Below are 23311 nucleotides of genomic sequence, written 5' to 3'. Positions count from 1 at the left end.
TACATCAGCGATGAGGTACTGGCGGTGAGGCTGGATTTGGTAGCTGGGGTGACGGATGGAGAGGTGCTGGATTTGCCGGATGAGGTGAATGTGAAGGTGAGGGTGGAGTTGGCGTAGGCATTTCACTCTGATAAAATAAGCAGAGGTAACATTTTTGATACTGAACGTCAAAAGTAGGCTATTTTTGAGGCACTATGACAGACACAGAATTTTCATATTTCCGAGAGCACCAGTACTGCGATAACCCAATTTGCAGGCACTATGGTGAAGTTGGTGGGGGCAATATCAAGACAAAAAACCGGAAAAAAAATCTGCTTGCACTGTAATAAGTGCAAGCAGATTTTTTCGGCACGGAAGGGTACACTATTTTTTGGTCTCCATACGCCGATGGATAAAATTGTTCGGGTTTTAGGCATGCTCGCCAGTGGGATGGGGGTTAATGCGGTATGCCGGGAAAGAGGAGTGACGGGCGACAGTATTCGTTCCTGGATCATCTTTGCGTCCAGGCAGGTGAAAGGGCTGAGCGCTTACATGAAACAGGATATGCATCTGGAACAGGTCCAAATAGATGAATTCTGGTCTTTCATTAGAAAAAAACGAAAACTTGACGGAGACGGACATAACTGAGGAGTTACTTTGTGACCAAGTGTATAACAATAAGGGCGATAGATGGTCTTTTGTGGGAGTTTTGCCGGATAGTTCCTACATTCACAGTACGCATCAAAGCAAGAGAACGTTGGAAGAAGTAACGGAATTTATCTGTGATTTGAAAAGGCAGAGCGATGGATCGGCACCTTATTTTTGCTCTGATTGTTGGTTTTGTGAGCAAGCCTTGGTGGATAATTATTGCAGCTATGAGCAGGTTCCATACAAAGGAAGAGGCCGAAAACCGAATCCCATACAGGTAGTTAATCCAGATTTGCGCCACGCCCAAGTGCATAAAAAGTGAGACAAGAAAGGACGGCTTGAAGAAGTCAGTACGCGCATAGTGTTGGGGGATGAATTGAAAATACTTGAGTTATTACAAGATGCTCAACGCTGTAAAACAATCAACACGGTATATGTAGAGAGCCGAAATGGTAAATTTCGAAAGGATGACGCCCGACTGATTCGAAAGACTTTATGCCATTCTAAAAAAGCGATGTACCATGATGCCCACATCGATTTTGTTGCTCAGGTCATGAATTATACCCGGCCAAACCATGCATTAAAAATCTTAATCAATCCCGGTGTCCCACTTTTTGAACGAAAATATCAGCATCGAGCCCCCGCAATGGCGCAGTGATTAATCAATAAACAACTGAATATTAAAGAATTATTATCCATTAGACCAAAGCCAGTTAGCGTACAATAGCCGTTCAGTACCGATTTTTTAAAATGAACAAATTTTTGTTTTTGAGGTTTGTGTAGAATAAGATACTTCAAACGATCAAGCCTTGTAAAAGGCAAAGTTTCCTCCTAATGAATATAAGATTACTTCTACCAATACTCACGCTGTTTTTTTGGAGTCAATTTGTTTTAGCCCAAAATAAGCAAATTAGTGGAATAGTTACTTTTACCGATAGCTCTAAAGCCTTACTTGGTGCCACAGTAAATGTAAAAGGAACTAATGTAGGTACTTCAACAGACAAAACTGGAAAATACACTTTGAACATTCCTGCAACTGCTTCAACATTGATGTTTTCTTTTGTTGGTATGAAAACAGTAGAGGAAAAAATCGAAGGAAGATCAATAATCAACGTAATTCTTATAGATGATGTTGTGCAGTTTGAATCTGTCATCGTTACCGCATTGGGTTTAAAAGGCGAGCGGGATAAATTTGCTTCGTCAATAACTACCCTTAAAGGCAACAGCATCGCCCAATCGGGCGAAACGGGCGTGTTGAACGGGTTGAGTGGAAAGGTCGCTGGCGTGTTGATAACCCGAAGCGGTGGAGACCCAGGCGCGGGTTCGTACATTCAAATAAGAGGGCAGAATACCATCAACGGAAATGCCCAACCACTTTTTATTGTTGATGGAATGCCAGTGAGTAATTCTACCGATAATATTGGGGCCGCCCGTAGCAATGGTATTATTCAACAATCTCGTATCAACGATATTAACCCCGAAGATATTGAGCGGGTGGAAGTCCTCAAAGGCGCATCAGCGGCGGCGCTTTGGGGTTCGAGGGCGGCCAATGGCGTTATTGTTATTACCACAAAAAAGGGCAAACGTACCGACGGCAAATTAAATGTATCACTTAAATCTACCGTATCCTTTGACCGTGTAAATAAAATACACGCTTTGCAGACGCAGTATGGACAGGGTTCTAATGGGCTTTATGCACAGGGTAATCGCTCTAATTTTGGCGATTTAATTGCTGACAGGGCCGGCGGTGCAGACCAATTTATTACCAATCTAACTGCCCCAGGCTATCAAGGGTTTGTAACGCTGGCGGATGGTACCAACAGATATGCCATTGCCCCTGGCACGGCGGCCAATCCGCATGGTGGTAAGAATTCCCGAGATGTTTTCGACCACACAAAAGATGCTTTTCAAACGGGCTATTTCTCTGATAATACCTTGAACGTGAGTGGGGGAAACGAAAAATCTACCTTTCTTATCAGTTACGGCGATTTGAACCAACAAGGCGTTGTTAAAAATTTTAGTGACTACAAACGCAAAACAGCGAGGGTAAACGTAACGAGCCAATTTACCGACTGGTTTACGGCCAGTGCAAATGTAGCCTACACCAAAATAAATTCCAGCAGGGCGCAAGAAGGCGACAATGCCGACGGAATTTTGCTGAGTAGCCTACGCACCCCCGCCGATTTTAACAACGATTTTTACGATGGTGTTTATACCGACCCCACTGGCCAAGTGTTTCCCAATGCTCACGTGTCGTACCGGAACCCGTTGGGAAGAGAACTGAGTACGATTTACGCCAACCCAAATTGGAATATTATTTACAACAACAACACCAGCGATGTAGATAGATTAATTGGTAACGTGCAATTTGACGCTGCTCCCGTAAATTGGCTGACTGCCACCGCTCGGTTTGGAATTGATAATTTCAACGACAACCGATTAGAGCGCTTTGCCCGTAATTCTGCCAATTTTCCAAAGGGGGCTCTTTCTAAAAATTGGGTGTCGGAAAAGCAGTTTAACACCGATTTGTTTGCAGTCGCCAAAAAATCACTTGGCAATAATATTGACGGCTCTTTGTTGGTGGGTTTCAATTACAACAGCCGCAGGCGAGCCAGTTTGTCGAGCAGTATTACCAATTTTATCATTGCCGATGCCCCCAACATTTTAACTAACGCGGTGAACAGTAATCTGTCTGCCAACAATTTTAGTTCTTTAAACCGCACCTACGGATTTTATGCACAGGCCGATTTGGAAGCCTACAACATGCTGTTTTTTACTTTTACAGGCCGAAACGAGGCGGCATCTACTTTCGGAACCAATACAAAAAACAGCTTTTTCTTTCCATCGGCGGCGGTGGCTTGGCAATTTAGCCAGTTAAAATACTTCGATGATAATTCAGTTTTTAGCTTCGGCAAACTCCGCTTGGCTTGGGGGCAAGTGGGCATACAGCCGCAGCCTTACCAAAATTTCAATAACTTCAATGCCGCCGCTTACGGCGATGCGTTTTCGAGTGGTTTATCGGGCATTAGCCCAATTTATAACGGCGGCTACGTGCGGAGTACCACCTCGGGCAACGCATTTTTGCGTCCTGAAATAAAAACCGAAACCGAGTTAGGCGTTGATTTACGTTTCCTGAAAAACCGAGTTAGTTTTTCGGCCACGGTATACAGCAACCGCACCAAAGATGTTATTTTGCCCATCAGTTTACCCGCTTCCACGGGCTTTACCACTTTCAATAGCAATGCGGCAGAGTTAAAAAACAACGGGATTGAATTAGAACTGAACGCCGATGTATTAAGAAAACGCAATTTTAAGTGGAACATCTCGGCCAACTTTTCCAAAAACAGAAATAGGGTAACGTCCCTGGCGGGGGTAAATTCATATACAATATTCGACAGTTTTATTCAAAATTCTTCGCTCATTGCTGGTCAGCCTTTTGGGGTTTTTCTTTCAACCGATTTCTTGAAAAACGAAACGGGTAAATACGTTTTAGATGCCAACGGTTTCCCACAAGCTGGCACGGGCGTTGAGGTTATCGGCGACCCAAACCCCGATTGGCGGGGTAGTTTGGGCAGTACGTTTTCTTACAAAGCACTTTCTTTATTTGTGCTATTTGACAGGGTGCAAGGCAACGATTTTTTTAACGGCACAAGGGGTTCGCTCTATTCTTTCGGCACTCACGCCGATGTTGGTAGCACGGCAACGGCACCCGAAGGCGGTTTGAAAGACGTAAACGGACGTACGATTGCGGCAGGTACGTCTTTTCAAGGGCAAATAAAAGATTTTGGGGCGGGGCCAGTGGCCTTAAATCAGGCTTGGTTTCAGGGTCGAGGGTCGGCATCTAACACTGCATCTTACAAGCAATTTGTGGAAGACGGCAGTGCTTCTCGCCTCAGGGAAGTTACGTTTTCTTACTCTTTGAAGAACATTAAAGTTCTCAAAAACACCCAGTTGTCCAATATTGACTTTTCTCTTACAGGTAGAAACCTAATACTTTGGACCAAGTACACGGGCGTAGATCCCGAATCGAACGTAACGGGGTCGGGGCTTGCACGAGGGCAAGATTGGTTTGTAAATCCGAGTACAAAATCAATTTTATTTTCTGTACTCATTAAATACTAAGTTCAAAAAAATGAAAAACTTTCGTATTTATACCGCAATCGTCATTTTGTTTACTGCCAATCTATTGAGTGGCTGTAAAAACTTGTTCGATGAAAACGACATTCAAATCAACCCCAATGCAGTAACCGACGTAGATGTGAAAACTTTACTTTCGGGCACTATGCTCGGTGTAGCGTTTCTGCACGAAGACACCGATGTTCGCATTGCTTCGATGTGGGCGGGGGAGTTGAACGGCTTATCTCGGGCTCACCTTGGGTTTGCCCAATACATTGTGTCTTCTCAAACTTTTAGTTGGAATAATCTATATCCAGTAGCCAATCAAGCTCGGCTCATACAAACAAAAGCCGATGTGCTGAGCGATAAATGGACGAAGGGAGTGGGGCAAATATTAGAAGCCCTCGTGATTGCGAAAGCAACGGCATTGTACGGTGATGTGCCTTACAGTCAGGCATTTAATAGCCAAGATTTTCCCACGCCTGTTTTCGATAAGCAAGCCGATGTGTATGCCGCCCTGCAAATTAACTTAGACAAAGCCATCATTAATCTCTCTGCCACAACTGGTTTGGCTTTTGGGGCAAATGACTTTATCTTCCAAGGAAATGTGAATAAATGGAAAGCCTTGGCCAATACCCTAAAAGCACGGCTGTACTTGCACACCAACAACTATGAGCAAGCCATTGCCAGTGCCAATCTAGGTATTCAAAATACCAACGGCGATGCGCTCATTCCGCACGGCACCAGTCAGGGGCAGAATACTAACCAAAACTACGATTTTTTTAGGGTCAGCCGTGCGGGAGATACGGGTTTTGAGGGTACTTTTTTGAGGGCTTTGATGCAGAGTCGTATCAATGGTGTTAATTTAAAAACGAATGAAACGGCCTTGTACAATCATTACGTAAAAGTAGGAATTACGGCCCCAAACAGCCAAGACCCCAACACAACCGACGGTGCTTTTGTGGCCGATGCTCCGCATCCAATTATTAGTTATTACGAAAACCAGTTAATTATTGCCGAAGCCGAAGCACGACTTGACAATACCAACGCTGCTTTAGTGGCACTAAATAAAACAAGAGCAACCTTAGCCACGGGCTATTTGAACGGGAAAATTTTTTCGGCTACCAACAGGCGGTATGATGCCTATCTTATCAACGATTTTGGTATTTTGGGGTTGGCAAATCCTACAAATTTACCCACGGTACAAAGGGCAATGTTGTACGAAATCATCAGCCAACGATTTATTATTTTGCTGATGCAATACGAAGCCTTCAACGATTACCGTCGTTTGGCTGCCGCCTTGCCAGTGGTCCAGTTGCCAATAATGCTGATTGTTGGCACCAAAAAACCACAACGGTTTATTTATCCGCAACAAGAAATCAATGCGAATCCAAATGTGCCAAAGCCATTCCCTGACCAATTTACCAAAGTAGCCATTTTTCAATAATTGGAATTACCTTTGAGTTAAGAAGTAGACAAATATATGCAGGCAAAAATAAATTTCCCCACGCTATCCGAAAGTGCGTTTCTGCGGTATTTCAATTTTGCAGCCCTTTATTTTGCAGAAGGACTCGCACAAGGAATGTTGTTTGTGGGCATACCTGCCTGGATGGCCATGCAAGGCAAATCGCCAAGCGAAATCGGTCAGTTTGCCGTAGCTTGTTCTGTTCCGTGGACTTTCAAATTTATTATTGCGCCCCTTATGGACAGGTACACCTACCTGCCGATGGGAAGAAAAAGACCCTGGGTACTTTTTGGGCATCTCGGATTAATGCTCAGTATCATTGCCTTTGCCTTTGTGGACGACCCCTTAAACAACCTCAATAAATTTCTGGCAGCCGCTTTTTTGGTGTCCTCTTTCGGAGCCATGCAAGATGCCGCTGGCGACGCCATGGCGGTAGATGTAGTTCCTGCCGACCAACAAGCCCGCGCTAACGGCTATATGCAAGGCTCTCGAATGGTGGGCAGTTCGCTATCGTTGGTGTTGTGCAGTTGGATCTTAAACGAGTATGGCTTTAAGGCTTCTATGCTTACCCTGTTTTTTCTGGTGGCTCTTATTACCATTGTACCAATTGTAATCCGAGAACACAAAGGCGAGAAGATACTACCTTTTACCACAGGCAAGGCTTCGGAAACCTCCCAGAAGCTGCAAATATCGAATTGGTCGGTTATTTTAAAGGCATTATTCAACGTTTTTCGGTTGCGTAACTCCCTGCTAGTAGTCATACTTTTGTTTATTACCCAAGGGGCTTACAATTTTTTTGAACACTTACTGCCCATTTTTGCGGTAAAAATCACGGGGTGGACTAATGTAGTTTACTCACAAGCCTTTGCCACCGCAGACCTCATTGGGGGCATTATCGGAATGTTGGCGGGTGGATATTTGATAGAAAGATTTGGCAAAAAACGCATGATTAATATTTATTTTCTATTGATCGTGCTGCTGGTGCTTGCCCTGAATTTTGCGGGCGTTTATTGGCAAAATACCAATATGTTATACGGCTTCATCATTGTTTATCGGTTGTTAAATGCAATTGCAAAAATTGGCGTTTTTGCAATTGCTATGCAGTGTTGCTCAAAAAACATTTCGGCCAGTCAATTCACTATTTTCATGACCATGGGAGCCGTAGGTTCGATTGCGGGGGCATCTTTGGTGGGACCAATAAAGGAAAATTTTAATTGGAACATTTCCTTTATTTTTTTCGAGCTATTTATTGGCTTGGCTTGGTTAATCCTTCAATTTATAAACATAGAAAAGCACGTGGCTAAAATAGCTGAATTAGAACACGAAAGCACCAAAAGTTTAGTTGATACTTTTTAGGATAAAAAAAACGTAATCATAAATCTACGATTTTTTGTAAAAACTACGCACTTGTGGCAGCAACGCCACCAAAATCATGGGAATGGCAAACAGCATGAAAAAAGTTTGCAACCAACCAACGCCTTGAATGAAAATGTCACCTCTTTGTATTTTGAGCAGTCAAAACTTTCAAGCCCATGCAAGCTGATGAAAAGAATATCCTTGAACAATTGGCAAAGCCGATTCGGGCTGGTTTTGACTTGGAAGAAATGAAGCGCGAGCAAGGCTATCAGCCAATCAACAAAGCCGAGTTTGACCAACTCATCAAAGAACCAGACATCCAAGAGCCCTTAGAAGACCTTCTAGCCTGCTCAGCAAATGATATCAAAATCAACACTTTCTGAACCCACCTTGACAAGCCCCAAAAATATCCCCATCTTGCACCAAGTTAACTCAAAAAAATGCAAGCAGTACGTACCATACAAAAATCAGAAAATGGACTACTGATGATTCAGCTTCCTGAGCATTTCCATGACATTGATCTGGAAATCATTATTTTACCAGCACATCCTATTCAGGACACAGAAGTTGTGCCCCCTTCTTCTAATCGTTTAGAGATGGTTGCGCACCTTAAAGGAATACTTCCCGATCTTCCGTATTCAAAGTATGATTTTTATGAGCAATAGGCAGCATAAATTTTCCTTCATCCTCACTACCATTCAACACAAATTCACTATTTTAGATGCATGAGGGAACAACACAATAAAATCCCCTAAAATCCAAACCGCATGAAAAAATCACTCATCTGGCTGCCAGCCCTGGCATTGGCCTTTCTGACCTTTCAATGCGCCCAAGAAGCGCCAAAATCTGATGGAAAACCCGAAGAAGCAACCGCCTCCAAACTCGTTGAACGCGGAGAATACCTCGTCACCATCAGTGGTTGCGAAGATTGCCATTCGCCCAAAAAAATGACCGACCGAGGCCCCATTCCAGATCCTGAATTGCGGCTTTCTGGCCACCCGGCCAAGCTGCCCATTCCGGCCATTACCGACAAAAGCATGACCGCTCCGGGAAATTGGGTACTCTTCAACTCCATGACTACGGTGGCAGTTGGCCCCTGGGGAATCACCTATTCGGCCAACCTTACTCCTGATCCAACGGGCATTGGAGAGTGGTCGTTTGCGCAATTCAAAAAAGCCTTGACCGAAGGAAAAGCCAAAGGACTGGATGGAGGGCGCATGATGTTGCCTCCGATGCCCTGGGTAAACTATGTCAACATGAAGGAAGAGGACATGAAGGCTATTTTTGCTTACCTGAAGTCACTGCCTCCGGTAAGCAACCTGGTACCTGCGCCAGTAGCTGCTCCGATGCAGTAGCGAAGATGTATTTCGCACAGGTTTGATGCAGATGAGTAAGCAATCTGCATCAAATCTGTGTCAAATACCCCATCTCCCCTACTCTCAGGGTCTATTGGTTCTGATTTTTATTTGTTTAAGCAGCTTCGCTGCTTGTTTTTTAATAACCGCGACGGCGCGACGGCGCGACGATTCCATTTGGCTGCGCCAAATGCGCGACGTAAAACGACGAAAAAGTGTGCGAAGCACACATTTCGTCGCGCCGTCGCTTCGTCGCGGTTATTAAAAACGATTGGGCGCAGCCCAATCCAAAACAGTTCTAAATTAAAACCAATCGACCCTGCCCCTACTCTATCCCGTAATCTGATCCATCAGCGCATTTGCTCTTGCTCCCGTTGTACCAATACTGGGGCACTTCCCCTCGCCGCGCAGTTCCTGTACCATACTTTCAATAAAAGGCTGTTGCACATTTTCGGGATAAGGAATCGGGTATTCCACTACCCCGTCCGCCGTTTCCACTCGAATCGGTGCATCATTAAAAAAAGCAAAACTGATTTTTCCCTTGGAGCCGATGATCTGGGTTTCATCCGTACGTTGTTCGGGGTTTACGCTGAAGCACCAGCTACCAGACCCCAACATCCCGGAGACAAACTCCAGGTTGGCAACCACAATATCATCGGCAGCATACCAACCGGCCTGGTTTCTGGACATGCCTTGTACCGATTTGATTTCACCAAGCAGATATTCCAGGTAATCCAATTGATGCGAAGCAAGGTCGTGAAAATGGCCACCACCAGAGATTTCTGGCATAACCCTCCAGCGGGGCTGCGGATTTTCGCCTACCTCTTCCGCTTGTGGTGGATTGTGGATGCGCACCTGCACCAGTCGAATGTCTCCGATTACTTTTTCATCTATCAAAGCTTTGATTTTGACAAAATTGGGCAAAGCCCTGCGGTAATAGGCTACAAAAAGTGGCATCCCGGTTTCGGCACTCACCTGATTCATGGTTGCGCATTCGGCAGCATTGAGCGCCATGGGTTTTTCCACATAAACGGCCTTGCCTGCGCGCATGGCCCGGATGGCATAATCGGCATGCACATCGGGTGGGGTGGCAATGTAAATGGCATTGACCTCGGGATCAGCCAGCAGGGCATCTACACTGTCGTACCAACGGGGTACGCCGTGCCGTTGGGCATAATCGGCGGCCTTGTTGATGTCGCGCGCCATCACCGCCACCAGGCTTGAGTGAGGCACCTTATTGAAGGCTGGACCGCTTTTTTTCTCGGTCACATTGCCGCAGCCGATCATTCCCCAGTTTATTTTATCCAGAATCATAGCAAGAGTTAAGGTGTGTACAAATTTAGTTAAATTGCAAAGCAAACAAAAAACATTCCGCCATGCGCAAGTATAGCTTATTCAGCCTTGCCTTTTTGGCCTGCTCCCTATTGAGCGCCCAAACTTACTACCTCTTTGTGGGCGCTTACGTACCCAATGATCCCAAGCAAGGCATCAATGTGTATGTGTTGGACACGCTCAGCGGGCAATTGCAACACAAAAGCCTTTGCCCCAATCTGGTTAATCCTTCCTACTTAAACTTGAGTCCCAACGGAAAATACCTGTACGCGAGTACTGAAGCGCGTATCCCCAAGGATGGCAATCTGAGCAGTTTTGCGTTTGATAGCCTGAGTGGCAAACTTACCTTTCTCAACAAGCAAAAAAGTGGTGGCGAAAATCCCGTTTACGCCAGTGTGCACAACAGTGGAAAATGGGTAGTTGATGCCACCTATACAGAAGCCAGCGTATCTGTATACAGTGTCAATACCGATGGCAGCCTCAATCCGGCCATGCAGGTGTTTCGATACACCGAGGGCAGCAAGGTCAACCAAGAACGGCAAGCCATTGCCCATACCCACTCCGTCTTTTTCTCCCCAAAATTTGATCGCGTGTTGGTACCAGATTTGGGTGCAGACAAAATCCGCAGCTTCAATTTTACCCCCGCAGCGAAAGAACCGCTCAGTCCTGGCAATCCTGATGGACAGGCCACTCTGGCTGGCAGTGGCCCAAGGCACCTGTGTTTTCATCCCAATCAAAAATTTGTGTATTGCATCGAAGAATTGAGCGGCACGGTAAGTGCCTATCGCTACAAAAAAGGCAAGTTGATTGCGCTGCAAAACATTCCAGCTCATCCCTCAACAATCGTCGAAGGCTTCAGCGGCGCGGATATCCACACTTCTCCCGATGGACTATTTTTGTACGCCTCCAACCGGGGCAATGAAAACAACCTGGCCATTTATGCAATTCATCCCCAAAAAGGGACACTGACCAATGTTGGGTTTCAATCCACTTTGGGCAATCACCCGCGTAATTTCACGCTGGATCCTACCGGAAAATTCTTATTGGTGGCCAATATGTTGAGCAACAGCATTGTCGTATTCAAGCGGGATGTACAAACGGGGTTGCTGACAACGTTGAGTGTCACCGAAGGGATTCCCAGTCCGTCTTGTTTGAAAATTCGGAAGTACCAAAATTAATCCTAATCTGCGCGTTTGAAATCGCGTTTACCTCCGGTTTTTTCAATCAGCTTGATTTCTTTGATCACGATGTCGTGCGAAAAAGCTTTGCACATATCGTACACCGTCAGCGCAGCTACACTTGCTCCGGTGAGGGCTTCCATTTCGATGCCGGTTTTGGCGGTAACGGAGGCAGTGCAATCGATGACCACCTCGCGGTTTTCGTTCACGTGAATGTGAATCTGGCAATTTTCCATGCCTACCGGGTGGCACAATGGGATGAGCTCCCCCGTTTTTTTGGCGGCCATGACTCCAGCGATGATGGCAGTTTGAAAAACCGGGCCTTTCTTGGTGTGGATTTCTTCTTTTTCCAGGCGATCCATGATTTCGTCGCCCAGGATGATGATTGCGCGGGCACTTGCCAGGCGTTTGGTGGCTGTTTTTTCGCCGACATCTACCATGGATGGATTGCCGGATGCGTCGAGGTGAGTAAAGGTTGACATGAAAACAATGCTTGAGTTGTGGTTAATCCAGCGTCAAAGTTCGTTTTTTTCTCCAGCATCATCGTGCTTAGTAGTGGGGCAAAAATAAGTGATCATTTTTCTTGAGCCAGAGAATTAGATAAGACACTTGAAATGAAACGTTTACTCATCTAATCCTCTGGCAAAATGATCACTTATTTTTTTATCGCCCCTTATCAGAATGATGCTGAAGAAAAAGCAATCTATTTCTTGTCCTGCTTCGCAAAAACCTTGCGCAGCAATTCACTTCCCCGCGCCGATACATTGGTGCGGATGTTCTGTTCTTCTTTGGCCACCATGGCAAACATGCCTTTGAGGGCTTCGCGAGTTACGTAATCGCCGAGGTCTGGATTGGCTTTGTCGATCAAAGGGATTTTGTTGTACACCTTGACGGCGTCCGACCAGATTTTGCGGGCTTCAAATTTATCCAAAGAGGTATTGATGACCGGACTGAATGTGGTGTACAATTGATCGTTGGTACCGCGCTGGAGGAATTGAGTAGCTGCATCCTGGCTGCCCATGAGGATGTTGAGCACATCGCTAAAAGTAATGGCGCGAATTGCATTTACGAAAATGGGCTTGGCTTGCTTGGCAGCATCTTCCGCACCCCGGTTGATTTTTTCCAAAATCACATTCTCCAAATCCGAAAATCCAGGTATGTTTTTGAGTTTGTTGGTGATTTTGCGGGCTTCTTCGGGCAGCAAGATCTTGTAGGGGCTTTTAAAATACCCATCTACCTGAGACAAGACATCAGAGCCTTTGCCAATGCCAACTTCCAGGGCTTCTTTCAAACCTGAACCGATTTCGGCTTCGGTAGGTTCGGAATAAACGGAAGTGACCAATTTAGATAAGGTATCGCAAGAAAACGCTAAAAAGGCCAAGGCCACTGTAAAAAAGATTCTTTGGATCATTTTCATTTGGTTTGAATGAGGGACGGAATTTAAATAAATTCGATGGTTTGACTCTTTGAAATCGAGGAAGTAACACTCCAAGTCAGGATAACGAGTGTTTCGGGGTAAAAATGGTTGTTTTGATTGAAAATTGTGGAGTCGAGAGAGATTATGATTTCGTTAAGCAAGAATGCCAAACGGTAACATTCCTTAACCAAAAAACGACGAGCATGTGAAAAAATTAAATCTATCCTAACGAGCGCATAACGCCATTTAACAAATGATGCCTGCAACTTTGCTTCATCAAACATCACAAACGAAAAAAACCAAATGAATATGAAAAATGCATTGTTGTTGGCCGTTTTGTTTCTCGCTTTCACTTCAGGTATTTACGCACAAAGCACTTTGCATGTAGGGGTACGCTCCGGTTTCCAAATGAGTACCATCCAGCAATCTAAATTGTTGAGCGAATTGACGCCCAAAGCAGAGTACAATTTCGGCAATTCCACTGCAGCATCTGCGGAATTGGATTTTGGCGGCAACTTTTCGGTACAGGCCGAATTGGGTTATGCTGCCCGTGGTTTCCGATACGCGTTGCAAGAAGATGTAAAAATCGGTGATTTCAAGATTCCACTCGGGGGACGTGCCGATTTCCGCTTCAATACCCTGGAACTTCCAGTGTTGTTCAAAGTAAAATCTGGTCAGGATGCGGTGCGTTTTTATGCACAAGCTGGACCTTATGCCGCCTACAACCTGAGCAGCACTCTGACCGCCAGAACAACGGGCATCATCAACGTCAAGTTGTTTGAAACCAATATCGACCTGGATGCCATCAATTACAACCGCATGGAAGTGGGTGCGCTGGCAGGTGCGGGTATGGAAATCAACACAGGAATTGGTCGATTCTTCCTGGATGGCCGTTATCAATATGGCTTTACAGCCAATGCGGATATTCCAGTAGTAAAGGAGAGTTTCCGCAGCCGGGGAATTGCGATTCAGGCAGGATTTGCGTTGCCTTTGAACTAGGATAGAGCGCGGCGAATCGCGGCAAGCAAAAAAAGTAGGGACGCGATGCATCGCGTCTCTACTTTTTTTTCTAAAATTCTTTCAACAAGCGCTCTACATCCTTCATAAACTGATCCACCGATTTGGGGTCGGTGCCATCACAAAAGGCGCGAACGTGGCGCTTGGGATCAACCAGGATCAATCTTCCACTGTGGTCAAAGCCACCTGGAGCATTGGGATCTTCCTGAGCGATGCTGAAATAATCATTGGCAATGCTGTAGATGGAGTCTTGCACACCAGTTACAAATTGCCATTGCGGCAGCCCTACACCCAAGTCTTTTGCAAACTTTTTCAGGCGAGGAATGGTGTCGTGCTTGGTATCGATGGTATGCGAAAGCAACACCAGCTTCTCTTCATTTTTGAATCGATCGTACACGCGCAACATCTGCTTTTTCACCTTAGGGCAAATGGTAGGACAAGAAATAAAGAAAAAGTCCACCACATAAGCCTTTCCAGCAAAAGTTTGATTGTTGACGATTTGGCTGTCTTGATTGACAAAGGAAAAATCTCGGATGGAATGGAAAATGGTATCACCATTTACCACGTCAATTTCTCCTAAAATCGGCAGCGGTGCATTTTGATCGGGTGCACCCAATTGGCATCCTGCCAAAATGGGTAGGATAAGCCAAAACAACCATTTGCGCATCATTGGTTTTATTTTTTGCGCTCAGCCAGCGCAGTTTTTGCTTCTGCAATACTTTTGTCCATCAATTCACCGATTTTGGTGATGCTTTCTTTTTGCTGGGTCAGGTATTGAGTGAGCTCTTCCGGTTTCATGGTATTTTTTTTCATTTCCAGGTCGCTGATGCCGTTCATCCAGTTCATCATGCCTTCAGAAGCTTGACCCAGGTTGGCGGTCACCATGCTCAGTCTTTCCCGCGTTTCCATGGTCATGGTTGTATCCAAAAAGAGGTACTGGCGCATTTCCTTGTATAGGTTATTGGCTTCTCCCATTTTTGGCATCACCTTGTCGTGCTCAGCCATCATTGCCGTTTCCAGTTGTTGTTCCGGGCTACCTGATCCAGTGCCACCACAAGCGAATGCCAATGCAATCAGCAGCATTGACGCGAACATTAGACGTATTTTCATCGTGTAAAAGTTTTGGTAATCAGAGTTGCAAAGGTAAGTAAAAGTTGAGGAGTTGGGAAGTAGAATCCAAAGGATCTACCTTCAGCTTTTCTTCTGTTTTTCCCAGCGAGAAATGTAATCTTCGACAATGTTGTCGATGATGTCGCGCAGTAGGGTTTTTTCCATGCGGGCAATGTCCTTTAGCTTTTCCAGTTTGCGCTCATCAAATTGCAAAGTCAACCGACGAGTAGCCAGGTGATCGAGTTGCATTTTGGGTTCAACGGTAGAGCGAATGAGGGCATCCAGGCCATCCATGGGCTTGGAACTGCGCTTTTTTATTTCAGGTTCGGCCGCTTGGGAGCGATCGTGTTGCATCTGCCGATCGAAAGATTCTTCAAAAGCCTCCATCAAAAAAGCCTGCAAATCATCCGTAAAACGCTTGCCTTGAACTTTTTTGCTTTCTGCAGGCGGGATATCAACAGTGGGGGAACTGCCCTGTCCGCTGGAAGATTCAGAGGATAGCAATGCATTGCGTTGCAGCGCAGCATCTTCGGCTGGCATGCTAAGCAGGCTTTCTAATCCATCGGTGAATCTTTTTTTACTCATGATTTAGTCGTTCTTTCGATGATTTCTTTGCACAAATTCAGGTAATCTTCGGCACCGGGGCTACCGGGGCTGTAAGAAAAAATGTCTTTGCGTTGCGAAGGCGCTTCGGCCAGAGCTACGTTGTCGCGAATCATGGTTTTGAACACGATTTCGCCGAAGTATTTTTTAATGGTTTCCACAACATCCCGGTTCAAAACCTTACGGGCATCGTACATCGTGGCAATAACTCCTCCGATGTACAGGTTCTTGTTGAGGCGAAATTTCACCTTGTCGATTACCTGCTTGATTTTGGCCAAACCTTGCATGGCCAAAAATTCTGTTTGCAGGGGAATGTATACCGTATCGCTCGCCGCCAGTGCATTGAGCGTCAACAAAGCCAGCGAAGGCGGGCAATCGATGATGATGTAATCGTAAATATCCCGAATCGGTTCCAGTAGTTCCCGCAATAAGTATTCCCGCCCCGCCTCGTTGATCAATTCCATTTCTGCCCCAGAAAGATCGAGGGTAGAAATGACGATGTCCATGTTTTCTTTGGCGGGATAAGGTACGAGCGGAGATTCGCCGCGAATGGCTTCGTAAATAGATTGTGCATGTCGAGGCATGCCCAACGACAAGGTGAGATTGGCCTGCGGATCGAGGTCAATCAACAATACTTTTTTTCCCAACTCAACCAAACCTGCACCGATATTGATGGAACTGGTTGTTTTGCCTACACCACCTTTATGATTCAGCAGTGAAATAACGATACCCATATAAATCTCTTATGGCTGTGTGCCTGCTTTTGAAGTTGCAAAGGACAACCTCAATCGAACGAAATTAGGCACAAAAATTCAAATCAACGCCAAATTTCGCGATTTGCTGCTGATTTTTATAACTGAACGCAATCTAAATAAAAAATCGTATTGTTGGCAATTCATTCTGCGAACATATTGCTTTATGTTAAACATTGTTTTGCAAAGCGTAATACTTGTATTACTTTGAAATGGGAATCACAAACCATCAATTGAAAAGCCCGAACTGACCAACATTACATTCCAGCATGGGGTTTCGCACTATAAATGCTTGAATATTTGTCTTTATTGTCTGTATAAATGGCCTTTCGCAGGCCATTTATTAACATATTCTATCAAGAAAGTGTATTTTTAATGGAGCTTACGGCTGCTGGCAAAGCAGATTTTAAGCACGAAACAAAATCTGCAAACATGACAGCACTAATTGAATTCATTCGGCAACCCTGGCATTGGTCGGTATCCGGGCTGCTCATTGGCCTTACCGTACCGGCCTTGCTCGTTTTGGGCAATAAGGGCTTTGGCATCTCGGCCAGTCTACGCCACATCTGCGCAATTTGTGTGCCAGCCAACCTTCCTTTTTTTAAATACGATTGGAAAAAAGAAGCCTGGAATCTTTTTTTTGTGGGTGGAGTGGTCATTGGAGGCTTTGTTGCGGCTCATTTTTTGAGCGATCCCAATGATGTAGTAGTTAACCCGAAATTGGCAGCTTCATTGGCACAATACGGCATCACCGATTTCAGCAATATGGTTCCCAATCAGCTCTTTAGTTGGAGCAATGTGCTTACCCTCAAAGGGTTTTTCTTTTTTGGGGTTGGTGGATTTTTGGTGGGTTTTGGCACCCGTTACGCAGGAGGCTGTACCAGCGGCCATGCCATCAGTGGACTGAGCAACTTGCAATGGCCATCGTTGGTCGCTACGATCTGTTTTATGGTCGGTGGTTTCATTTCTGCTAACTTAATTGTACCCTTTTTATTGGGTTTGTAAATCGTAAGACAATGGTAAAAGAATCAAATAATTCAATATTGGAGCAAAATCCAGACTACGAAGTACGCTCCCTGGACAGCATGTGCGTCAATGAAAGTGAGCGCGTAGAAGGCGTTGGTGGCAAGTTGAAATACGCATTGATGGGCATGCTTTTTGGAGTCATCCTGATCAAAGCCGAGGTGGTTTCCTGGTTTCGCATTCAGGAGATGTTCCGTTTGCAGTCCTTCCACATGTACGGCGTGATTGGCACGGCGGTAGTTGTAGGTGCAATTTCGGTATTCTTGCTCAAAAGATTCAAAGTCAAAACCATCAACGGTGAAACCATTGAGTTTCACAACCGGGCTTTCAATAAAGGTCAGATTTATGGCGGCTTAATGTTTGGACTGGGTTGGGCCATCACTGGTGCTTGCCCAGGGCCATTGTATGCCCAATTTGGGGCTGGAGCCTTGACCATCCTGGTGACCATTTTCAGTGCCCTGGCAGGAACCTGGGTGTACGGGTATTTAAGAGATCGTTTGCCTCATTAAGCAACTCAGAAAAATTATTTCCCGATTTTGGGTTTTGAATAGGAAGTCGAACGGTTCATTTCAAGTGAGCTTTCTATTCAAAAGCCTCCCAAAAAATCGGGATGTAATTTTTTGCGTCATATTAAACACCATGCAAAACGAATTCGAGAAATACATCCAATCATACTTTGGTGTACCATCTGATACATTACAGCAAATTGGGGCTTTCTTTAAACCCAAAACCTTGGCCAAAGGGGCGTATTTTCTCAAAGAAGGCCAATACGCTGATCAACTCGGTTTTGTTCAAACCGGCATCATCCGCGAATACCTGCTCGACGACAAAGGAAGAGAAGTGACCAAATGGATCTCCAGTCCAGGGTATTTTGTGGTGGATATAGCCAGTTTCTTGTTTCAACAGCCTGCACGTTGGAGCCTTCAAGCACTTACTGATACAGAATTATTAGTTATTTCTAAAGCGGATTATGCCCAAATTGGTCAGGTCGTGCCCAAATGGCCTGAATTGGAAAAACTCTTTTTTGCCCGTTGTTTTACCATCTTGGAGCAGCGCATTGTCACTCATCTTTCCTTATCCAGCGAGGAGCGTTACCATCAGTTTTTTGCCCAAAGTCCTGAGTTGTTTAATCTGGTACCCCTTCAATACCTGGCGTCGATGTTGGGGATGACGCCGGAAACGTTTAGTCGGATTCGGAAGAAGGATGCGGAAAGACATCAGTAGGGGCGACCACGAAGAGTCGCCCCTACTGACGGGGATCAATTTTTTTTGCCCTTACGGGCGCTTTTCACCCTTGCGTGCGCTTTTCACCCTTGCGGGCGTCTTTTTGCCCTTGCGGGCGGGCGACCACATAGGGTCGCCGCTACAGCATGACCTGGCCGGGAATAACGTCCACATTGACGCGGTGCCCATCGCGCAAAACCCCCAATTGGGATTTTTTGCCAATTCGACTAAAATTCAACATGCGGTGCAGATCATCCACCGAGGCTACAGGTTGTCCTTCAAACTCAACGATGATGTCTCCCTTGCGCAATTGCTGATTGTAAAAATGGCCATCGGGAATGATTTCGTAGACGTAAACTCCGGTTGAAGTATTCAGACGATTGGCCGCAATCATGCGGTTGCTGAGGTTGATTCCTTGTGCGCCTATGCCAATTTGTGCGCGTTTTACATTGCCGTTGAGGATCAATTGTCCAGCAATGTATTCGGCCAAATTGGAAGCTATTGCAAAACACAATCCCTGGGCGGAAGCCACAATGGCGGTATTGACGCCAATGACCTGTGCGTGTGAATTGAGCAATGGGCCTCCGCTATTGCCCGGATTGAGGGCTGCATCGGTTTGGATTACATCATCAATCAAGCGGCCATTGTTGGCGCGCAGGGTTCGGCCTAGTGCACTGACCACCCCTGTTGTAACGGTGTATTGGAGTCCCATCGGATTGCCAATGGCTACGGCAATTTGGCCTACTTGCAGGGTGGAAGAATTGGCGAGTTGCAAAGCTTTTAAGCCTGTTTCGTCAATCTTCAATACAGCAATATCGGTGGAAGCGTCGCGGCCTTTGACCTCGGCATTGACCCGCCGACCATCGGTAAAGGAAACCATAATTTGATCGGCAGCCTCTACGACGTGGTTGTTCGTGATGATGAATCCATCGGAAGATATGATGAAACCTGAGCCAGTTCCTGCAGCCAGGCTTTCGCCTTTGGTCCTTTTGTCGGTACTTTTTTTGCGAACTTCGATGTGTACTACCGAATCAGCAACGGAAGAAACGATGCTGGTGATGGTCTGGGAATATGCATCCAGCAGTAGACCATCGTTGGCAGTTGTGGTATGGGTGAAATGGGATAGATTGTTCATGCCCTTTTCTAAACAAAACACCGACCAAGTAAAAAAAGATGACAGAGTGGCACAAATTCTTAGTCAGAAAAATGTAGACTTACACTTTTTGACAGAAAATTAGCAATTAGACATCAGGATGGGGTCGAATTACACCCAGGCTTTCATTCCACCATCCATGTTGTATACATTGGTAAACCCGCTGTTGCGCATCAAAACACAGACCCGCACCGAACGGCGGCCACTGCGGCAATAAATGAGGTAGGTTTTGGATTTGTCCAGCGCCTCAAATCGCTCTATAAGGTCATAGTCGAAATAATTCATATGGATAGCACCAGGCAAATGCTCAATTTCGTATTCAGATTGGGTTCTGACATCCAGAACAACTACATCTGGGTTTTCCTGGATCAAATTTTGAAAATGCTGTTGATCCAGATTGTTCAACTGCCGACGCAGGAGTTCCCAACGGTTGATTTCACAAGCATCCAAGTTCATTTTTCCTCGATTTTCGCAGTTTAATGCGCATTTTTATATTGGCCACAAGATACGCATAATGACCAAATCATGACGTTTCTTTTATTTTTCCAAGAAAAGCGCTGTTATTAGATTTATTTTTACGCCTAGACCTGAAAACATGGAATAGTTTACCTAATTTTCAGCAATTCTTCAGTTCAGTACGGATCTATAGCGACTTATTTCCTGCCACTCTGCACTAGGCCCCCAATACGAGATTAGTATGAAAACGCTGGATCACATTGATTACCGCATTTTAGACCTTTTGCAGGTGGATGCCAAGTATACCATTAAAGAAATTGCCGCCGAATTGGGCATGACTGCCACCCCTGTGTATGAGCGCATTCGCCGCATGGAAGAAGAAGGGTACATTCAACGCTATGTGGCATTGGTTGACAAAGACAAATTAGATTTTCACGTAGTGGTCTTTTGCAATGTATCCTTAAAAGAACACAACCGCGAGGTACTCAAATTATTTGAGCAGCAGATTTGCTCCTTTCCAGAAATTGTAGAGTGTTACCACATTGCCGGCACCTTCGATTACCTACTCAAGGTCATTGTACACAACATGGCCGAATACCAGGAATTTATGGTCAATAGCCTGGCCAATCTGGAAGAATTGGGGCAAATCCAAAGTTCTTTTGTGATGTCGGAAATTAAGCACTCCACCGGTTTGAAGTTGGAGAGTCCTGCCAATGGAAATGGGGCGCATAAGTAAGCTCTTTTAATCCAGATTGACTTCTTTAAGCGTTGGTTTACTGAACAGCATTTCCCAAATTATTTTTGCCCAGATCAAAATGCAAGGAACCGCTTTGACCACATAAGGTTCAAGGATCCCTTTGCGGATAAATCTGGGAAATAAATCCGTGGGAGAAAGAGAAGTAAACACCACCGCCAGCACCAATAAAACCTGGTTTTCAAGGCTCAGTTTTTCTTGCGCAAAAAACCAAATGGCAATGCCACTCATCGCAATCACAAAAGTGGCCGACTCCGCCTTGTGGTTAAAAATGATGACCCAGATGAGTGTGGAACAAAGCGTGAGGATGCGAAATTTGAAATCGGCATACAACCTAATCCGCAGCAAAGGCAAACAAAACAAAAGCACTCCCGTACCCAATACCACAAGTTTATTGGCAGAAATGCCAAACCAGGTATACAACCAGCCCATCACGGAAAACCCGTAGGAGGCACTGTGGTCGTCCTGTAGCATGCGCAACCAGCTTTGGTACAAGAAGCTCAGTTGATTCCAATCTACCACTACCAGGGGTAAAACCAACATTACCACTGCCCATATGATGCTGTACAAAGCCAAACGTTCTTTGCGCGGGTAAAACAAGAACATCGCCATAGCCACCAGGCCAAAGATTTTGATGTACACCGTAGCCATGATGAAAAACGTAGCGGCCAGGTAATGCCGCCGTTCGAGCGCAGCAAAGGCCCAAATCAACAGCCCCGCCATCATGGCATTGCTTTGGGTATTTTGCAAGCTGGTCATCAATTCCAGTACCACTACCAACAAAATCAGGGCTTTTTGCTTATCGCTGAATTTGGGCAAAGCCATTACGCCTGAAAACAAGAGGAATGCGTTGAGTACGTTCCACAAACTCAGCCCCAACACATCGGGTAAGTAGGCGAAAAAACCAAAGAAGAGGGCAAAAGTTGGACTGTACTTGTACAAATCCCAATGCTCTTTGGGATAAAGAATGTAAAGGTCTTTTTGCTCCAGCAAATGAAAAAACGATTGCCGAAAAATAACGTAGTTGTTGTAATTGGTGTAAAGTTCACCATCGGGTACAAAGGTTTTCAAGCCCAATAAAACAGCCTGAACCGAAGCGAGTACCCCCAGAAACAAGAACAAAATCAGGAGGGTTCTAGGCTGGAAAAACAGCCTGATGATTTGCTGCATAACAAGTAACGCTAATGGATTTTTGAAAAATCGGCTTTTGCCAGGGCTTAGTTTACTTGAATCACTGATTGTCGATGGTAGAGGTTTTGATGCCCAAATGGATGATTCTGGTACCCGTCGGGTTGATGGGGTCTACGCTTTTACCAATCACGATTCCATCTTCGGGAGCGTGGTATTCCCGCACAAGTTTTCCAAAAATACCTCTTACTTCGGCGATGAGTTGGCCTTTTTTTACTTCTTCACATACCCGGGGAATTACTTGCAAAATGCCCCCTTCGTCGGTATGCATCCAGTACGACCTTTGGCAAAGGACAATCGGGGCACTATTGACAATGATGTCTCCCTTCAGCATATTGAGGTGGTAAATCACATTGTTGATGCCTTGCAATGCCCCTTCAATCACATCAAGCTGAAACACATGCGGGTCGCGCAACTCCAGGGTAATTGCCGGAATGCCCAACGAACTCGCCGCGCCCCTGAAAGTACCATCATTGGGCTTGTTGTGCAGAATGATGTCGGGATTTTGGAGTCTGGCCATACAGGCCGTGATTTCGGAATTCATGTCTGCCCGGATGTACCAAGAGTTGACCCGGCCAAAGCTGGCGGTATGCAGGTCGATGAGGTAATCCATTTTTTTGAGAATGCGCTCCACAATACGGTAAATGTACACTTCGCTCACATTGCCATCGGGTTTGCCCGGCGCAATCCGATTGAGGTCGGTACCATCGTTGAAGCGCCGTTTCTCACTCAGCAAACCAGGAACATTCATCACCAAAACACCCACAATAGTGCCATGCAGTTTCTTGACATCAATGTTGCGAAACAAGCGCTGGATCACCGGAATGCCATTGAGTTCATTGCCGTGGATGGCCGCGGTAAGTCCCAACACTGGGCCGTCGTGTTTGCCTCGGGCAACCATAATGGGCAAAAAAACAGGTTCGCCGATGCCATTGTCAATGAGATGAAGCCAGTATTCACCGATGGTGCCGGGAGCAGTATTACTCAAATCCAGTTGAGTTATTCCCTGGCCAGGTATCCCCTTAAGCTGAAGCATAATGTAGTCTTTGTAACGCAGAAAAATTAACTTATCGGGAAGTAATTTTTTGCGTCATACTTTGTGTACAGCAGTAAGTTTAAACAAAAAAAATGACCTTCCAAAGGGAAGGTCACGAATTACACTCACTAGTTTATGAAACTTAAGCC

24 protein-coding genes are annotated in these 23311 nt (G+C 45.4%); 12 read left to right on the top strand and 12 right to left on the bottom strand.

Going from position 1 to position 23311, the window contains the following annotated elements:
• Window positions 1-408: 408 nt before the first annotated feature.
• On the bottom strand, window positions 409-621 hold the full coding sequence (locus ABW391_RS07480) for a hypothetical protein (RefSeq protein ID WP_353481224.1): 213 nt from the start codon (window positions 619-621) through the stop codon (window positions 409-411).
• Between the two features lie 840 nt (window positions 622-1461).
• On the opposite strand from ABW391_RS07480, the gene ABW391_RS07475 reads away from it, so the two are divergent.
• From ABW391_RS07475 to ABW391_RS07450, 6 genes are all read left to right on the top strand, one after another.
• Complete coding sequence (locus ABW391_RS07475; protein WP_353481223.1) at window positions 1462-4749, top strand: SusC/RagA family TonB-linked outer membrane protein; 3288 nt, start codon at window positions 1462-1464, stop codon at window positions 4747-4749.
• 10 nt (window positions 4750-4759) lie between these two features.
• Window positions 4760-6190: a SusD/RagB family nutrient-binding outer membrane lipoprotein gene (locus ABW391_RS07470; protein ID WP_353481222.1), complete on the top strand. Its 1431-nt coding sequence runs from the start codon at window positions 4760-4762 to the stop codon at window positions 6188-6190.
• A 36-nt stretch (window positions 6191-6226) separates the two neighbouring features.
• Entirely contained in the window at window positions 6227-7564 is a 1338-nt protein-coding gene (locus tag ABW391_RS07465; protein WP_353481221.1) for an MFS transporter, read from the top strand.
• 176 nt (window positions 7565-7740) lie between these two features.
• Window positions 7741-7947, top strand: a complete 207-nt coding sequence (locus tag ABW391_RS07460) for a hypothetical protein (RefSeq protein WP_353481220.1) — start codon at window positions 7741-7743, stop codon at window positions 7945-7947.
• A gap of 57 nt (window positions 7948-8004) precedes the next feature.
• Window positions 8005-8229 (top strand): hypothetical protein, encoded by a 225-nt coding sequence (locus ABW391_RS07455; protein WP_353481219.1) that lies wholly within the window; start codon window positions 8005-8007, stop codon window positions 8227-8229.
• A 102-nt stretch (window positions 8230-8331) separates the two neighbouring features.
• Window positions 8332-8919, top strand: coding sequence for a c-type cytochrome (locus ABW391_RS07450; RefSeq protein ID WP_353481218.1), 588 nt, complete (start codon window positions 8332-8334; stop codon window positions 8917-8919).
• 330 nt (window positions 8920-9249) lie between these two features.
• On the opposite strand, the gene ABW391_RS07445 is transcribed toward ABW391_RS07450, so the two are convergent.
• A complete protein-coding gene (locus ABW391_RS07445; RefSeq protein ID WP_353481217.1) occupies window positions 9250-10233 on the bottom strand; it encodes a Gfo/Idh/MocA family protein in 984 nt (327 codons plus the stop codon).
• A 62-nt stretch (window positions 10234-10295) separates the two neighbouring features.
• Between ABW391_RS07445 and ABW391_RS07440 the strand changes: the two genes are divergently transcribed.
• The gene (locus tag ABW391_RS07440) at window positions 10296-11429 is read left to right on the top strand and encodes a lactonase family protein (protein ID WP_353481216.1); all 1134 of its coding nucleotides are present in this window, start codon (window positions 10296-10298) and stop codon (window positions 11427-11429) included.
• Between the two features lie 2 nt (window positions 11430-11431).
• Here ABW391_RS07440 and moaC read toward each other — a convergent pair whose 3' ends face one another.
• Together moaC and ABW391_RS07430 are read right to left on the bottom strand one after the other, a co-directional pair.
• Window positions 11432-11911 (bottom strand): cyclic pyranopterin monophosphate synthase MoaC, encoded by a 480-nt coding sequence (gene moaC / locus ABW391_RS07435; protein WP_353481215.1) that lies wholly within the window; start codon window positions 11909-11911, stop codon window positions 11432-11434.
• Between the two features lie 221 nt (window positions 11912-12132).
• On the bottom strand, window positions 12133-12840 hold the full coding sequence (locus ABW391_RS07430) for a DUF4197 domain-containing protein (protein ID WP_353481214.1): 708 nt from the start codon (window positions 12838-12840) through the stop codon (window positions 12133-12135).
• Between the two features lie 315 nt (window positions 12841-13155).
• Here ABW391_RS07430 and ABW391_RS07425 point away from each other — a divergent pair, with 315 nt between their 5' ends.
• Window positions 13156-13845 (top strand): porin family protein, encoded by a 690-nt coding sequence (locus ABW391_RS07425; protein WP_353481213.1) that lies wholly within the window; start codon window positions 13156-13158, stop codon window positions 13843-13845.
• Between the two features lie 70 nt (window positions 13846-13915).
• Here ABW391_RS07425 and ABW391_RS07420 read toward each other — a convergent pair whose 3' ends face one another.
• The 4 genes from ABW391_RS07420 to ABW391_RS07405 all read right to left on the bottom strand — a co-directional run bounded on the left by ABW391_RS07420 (window position 13916) and on the right by ABW391_RS07405 (window position 16310).
• A complete protein-coding gene (locus tag ABW391_RS07420) occupies window positions 13916-14533 on the bottom strand; it encodes an SCO family protein (RefSeq protein ID WP_353481212.1) in 618 nt (205 codons plus the stop codon).
• A 5-nt stretch (window positions 14534-14538) separates the two neighbouring features.
• Window positions 14539-14973, bottom strand: coding sequence for a hypothetical protein (locus ABW391_RS07415; RefSeq protein WP_353481211.1), 435 nt, complete (start codon window positions 14971-14973; stop codon window positions 14539-14541).
• A gap of 81 nt (window positions 14974-15054) precedes the next feature.
• The gene (locus tag ABW391_RS07410) at window positions 15055-15558 is read right to left on the bottom strand and encodes a hypothetical protein (protein WP_353481210.1); all 504 of its coding nucleotides are present in this window, start codon (window positions 15556-15558) and stop codon (window positions 15055-15057) included.
• Window positions 15555-16310 (bottom strand): ParA family protein, encoded by a 756-nt coding sequence (locus ABW391_RS07405; RefSeq protein WP_353481209.1) that lies wholly within the window; start codon window positions 16308-16310, stop codon window positions 15555-15557. Before ABW391_RS07405 ends, ABW391_RS07410 begins: the two co-directional genes overlap by 4 nt.
• A 393-nt stretch (window positions 16311-16703) precedes the next feature.
• On the opposite strand from ABW391_RS07405, the gene ABW391_RS07400 reads away from it, so the two are divergent.
• The 3 genes from ABW391_RS07400 (at window position 16704) to ABW391_RS07390 (ending at window position 18575) form a co-directional block, all read left to right on the top strand.
• Window positions 16704-17333 carry a YeeE/YedE family protein gene (locus ABW391_RS07400; protein WP_353481208.1) on the top strand — a complete coding sequence of 210 codons (630 nt, stop codon included), beginning with the start codon at window positions 16704-16706 and terminating at the stop codon, window positions 17331-17333.
• An 11-nt stretch (window positions 17334-17344) separates the two neighbouring features.
• A complete protein-coding gene (locus tag ABW391_RS07395; RefSeq protein WP_353481207.1) occupies window positions 17345-17860 on the top strand; it encodes a YeeE/YedE family protein in 516 nt (171 codons plus the stop codon).
• Window positions 17861-17990: 130 nt separating this feature from the next.
• A complete protein-coding gene (locus ABW391_RS07390; protein ID WP_353481206.1) occupies window positions 17991-18575 on the top strand; it encodes a Crp/Fnr family transcriptional regulator in 585 nt (194 codons plus the stop codon).
• Window positions 18576-18714: 139 nt separating this feature from the next.
• Here ABW391_RS07390 and ABW391_RS07385 read toward each other — a convergent pair whose 3' ends face one another.
• Window positions 18715-19710, bottom strand: a complete 996-nt coding sequence (locus tag ABW391_RS07385; RefSeq protein WP_353481205.1) for a S1C family serine protease — start codon at window positions 19708-19710, stop codon at window positions 18715-18717.
• Window positions 19711-19839: 129 nt separating this feature from the next.
• Complete coding sequence (locus tag ABW391_RS07380) at window positions 19840-20184, bottom strand: rhodanese-like domain-containing protein (protein ID WP_353481204.1); 345 nt, start codon at window positions 20182-20184, stop codon at window positions 19840-19842.
• Window positions 20185-20425: 241 nt separating this feature from the next.
• On the opposite strand from ABW391_RS07380, the gene ABW391_RS07375 reads away from it, so the two are divergent.
• A complete protein-coding gene (locus ABW391_RS07375) occupies window positions 20426-20920 on the top strand; it encodes an Lrp/AsnC family transcriptional regulator (protein ID WP_353481203.1) in 495 nt (164 codons plus the stop codon).
• Window positions 20921-20926: 6 nt separating this feature from the next.
• Here ABW391_RS07375 and ABW391_RS07370 read toward each other — a convergent pair whose 3' ends face one another.
• Together ABW391_RS07370 and ABW391_RS07365 are read right to left on the bottom strand one after the other, a co-directional pair.
• On the bottom strand, window positions 20927-22108 hold the full coding sequence (locus tag ABW391_RS07370; protein ID WP_353481202.1) for a glycosyltransferase family 87 protein: 1182 nt from the start codon (window positions 22106-22108) through the stop codon (window positions 20927-20929).
• A gap of 61 nt (window positions 22109-22169) precedes the next feature.
• On the bottom strand, window positions 22170-23162 hold the full coding sequence (locus ABW391_RS07365; protein ID WP_353481201.1) for a succinylglutamate desuccinylase/aspartoacylase family protein: 993 nt from the start codon (window positions 23160-23162) through the stop codon (window positions 22170-22172).
• Window positions 23163-23311 lie beyond the last annotated feature (149 nt).

The sequence above is a fragment of the Haliscomenobacter sp. genome (assembly GCF_040403615.1).
Classification (GTDB): domain Bacteria; phylum Bacteroidota; class Bacteroidia; order Chitinophagales; family Saprospiraceae; genus Haliscomenobacter.
The sequence above is the reverse complement of the archived record's forward strand: the minus strand, read 5'-3'. Positions and strand labels throughout refer to the sequence as shown.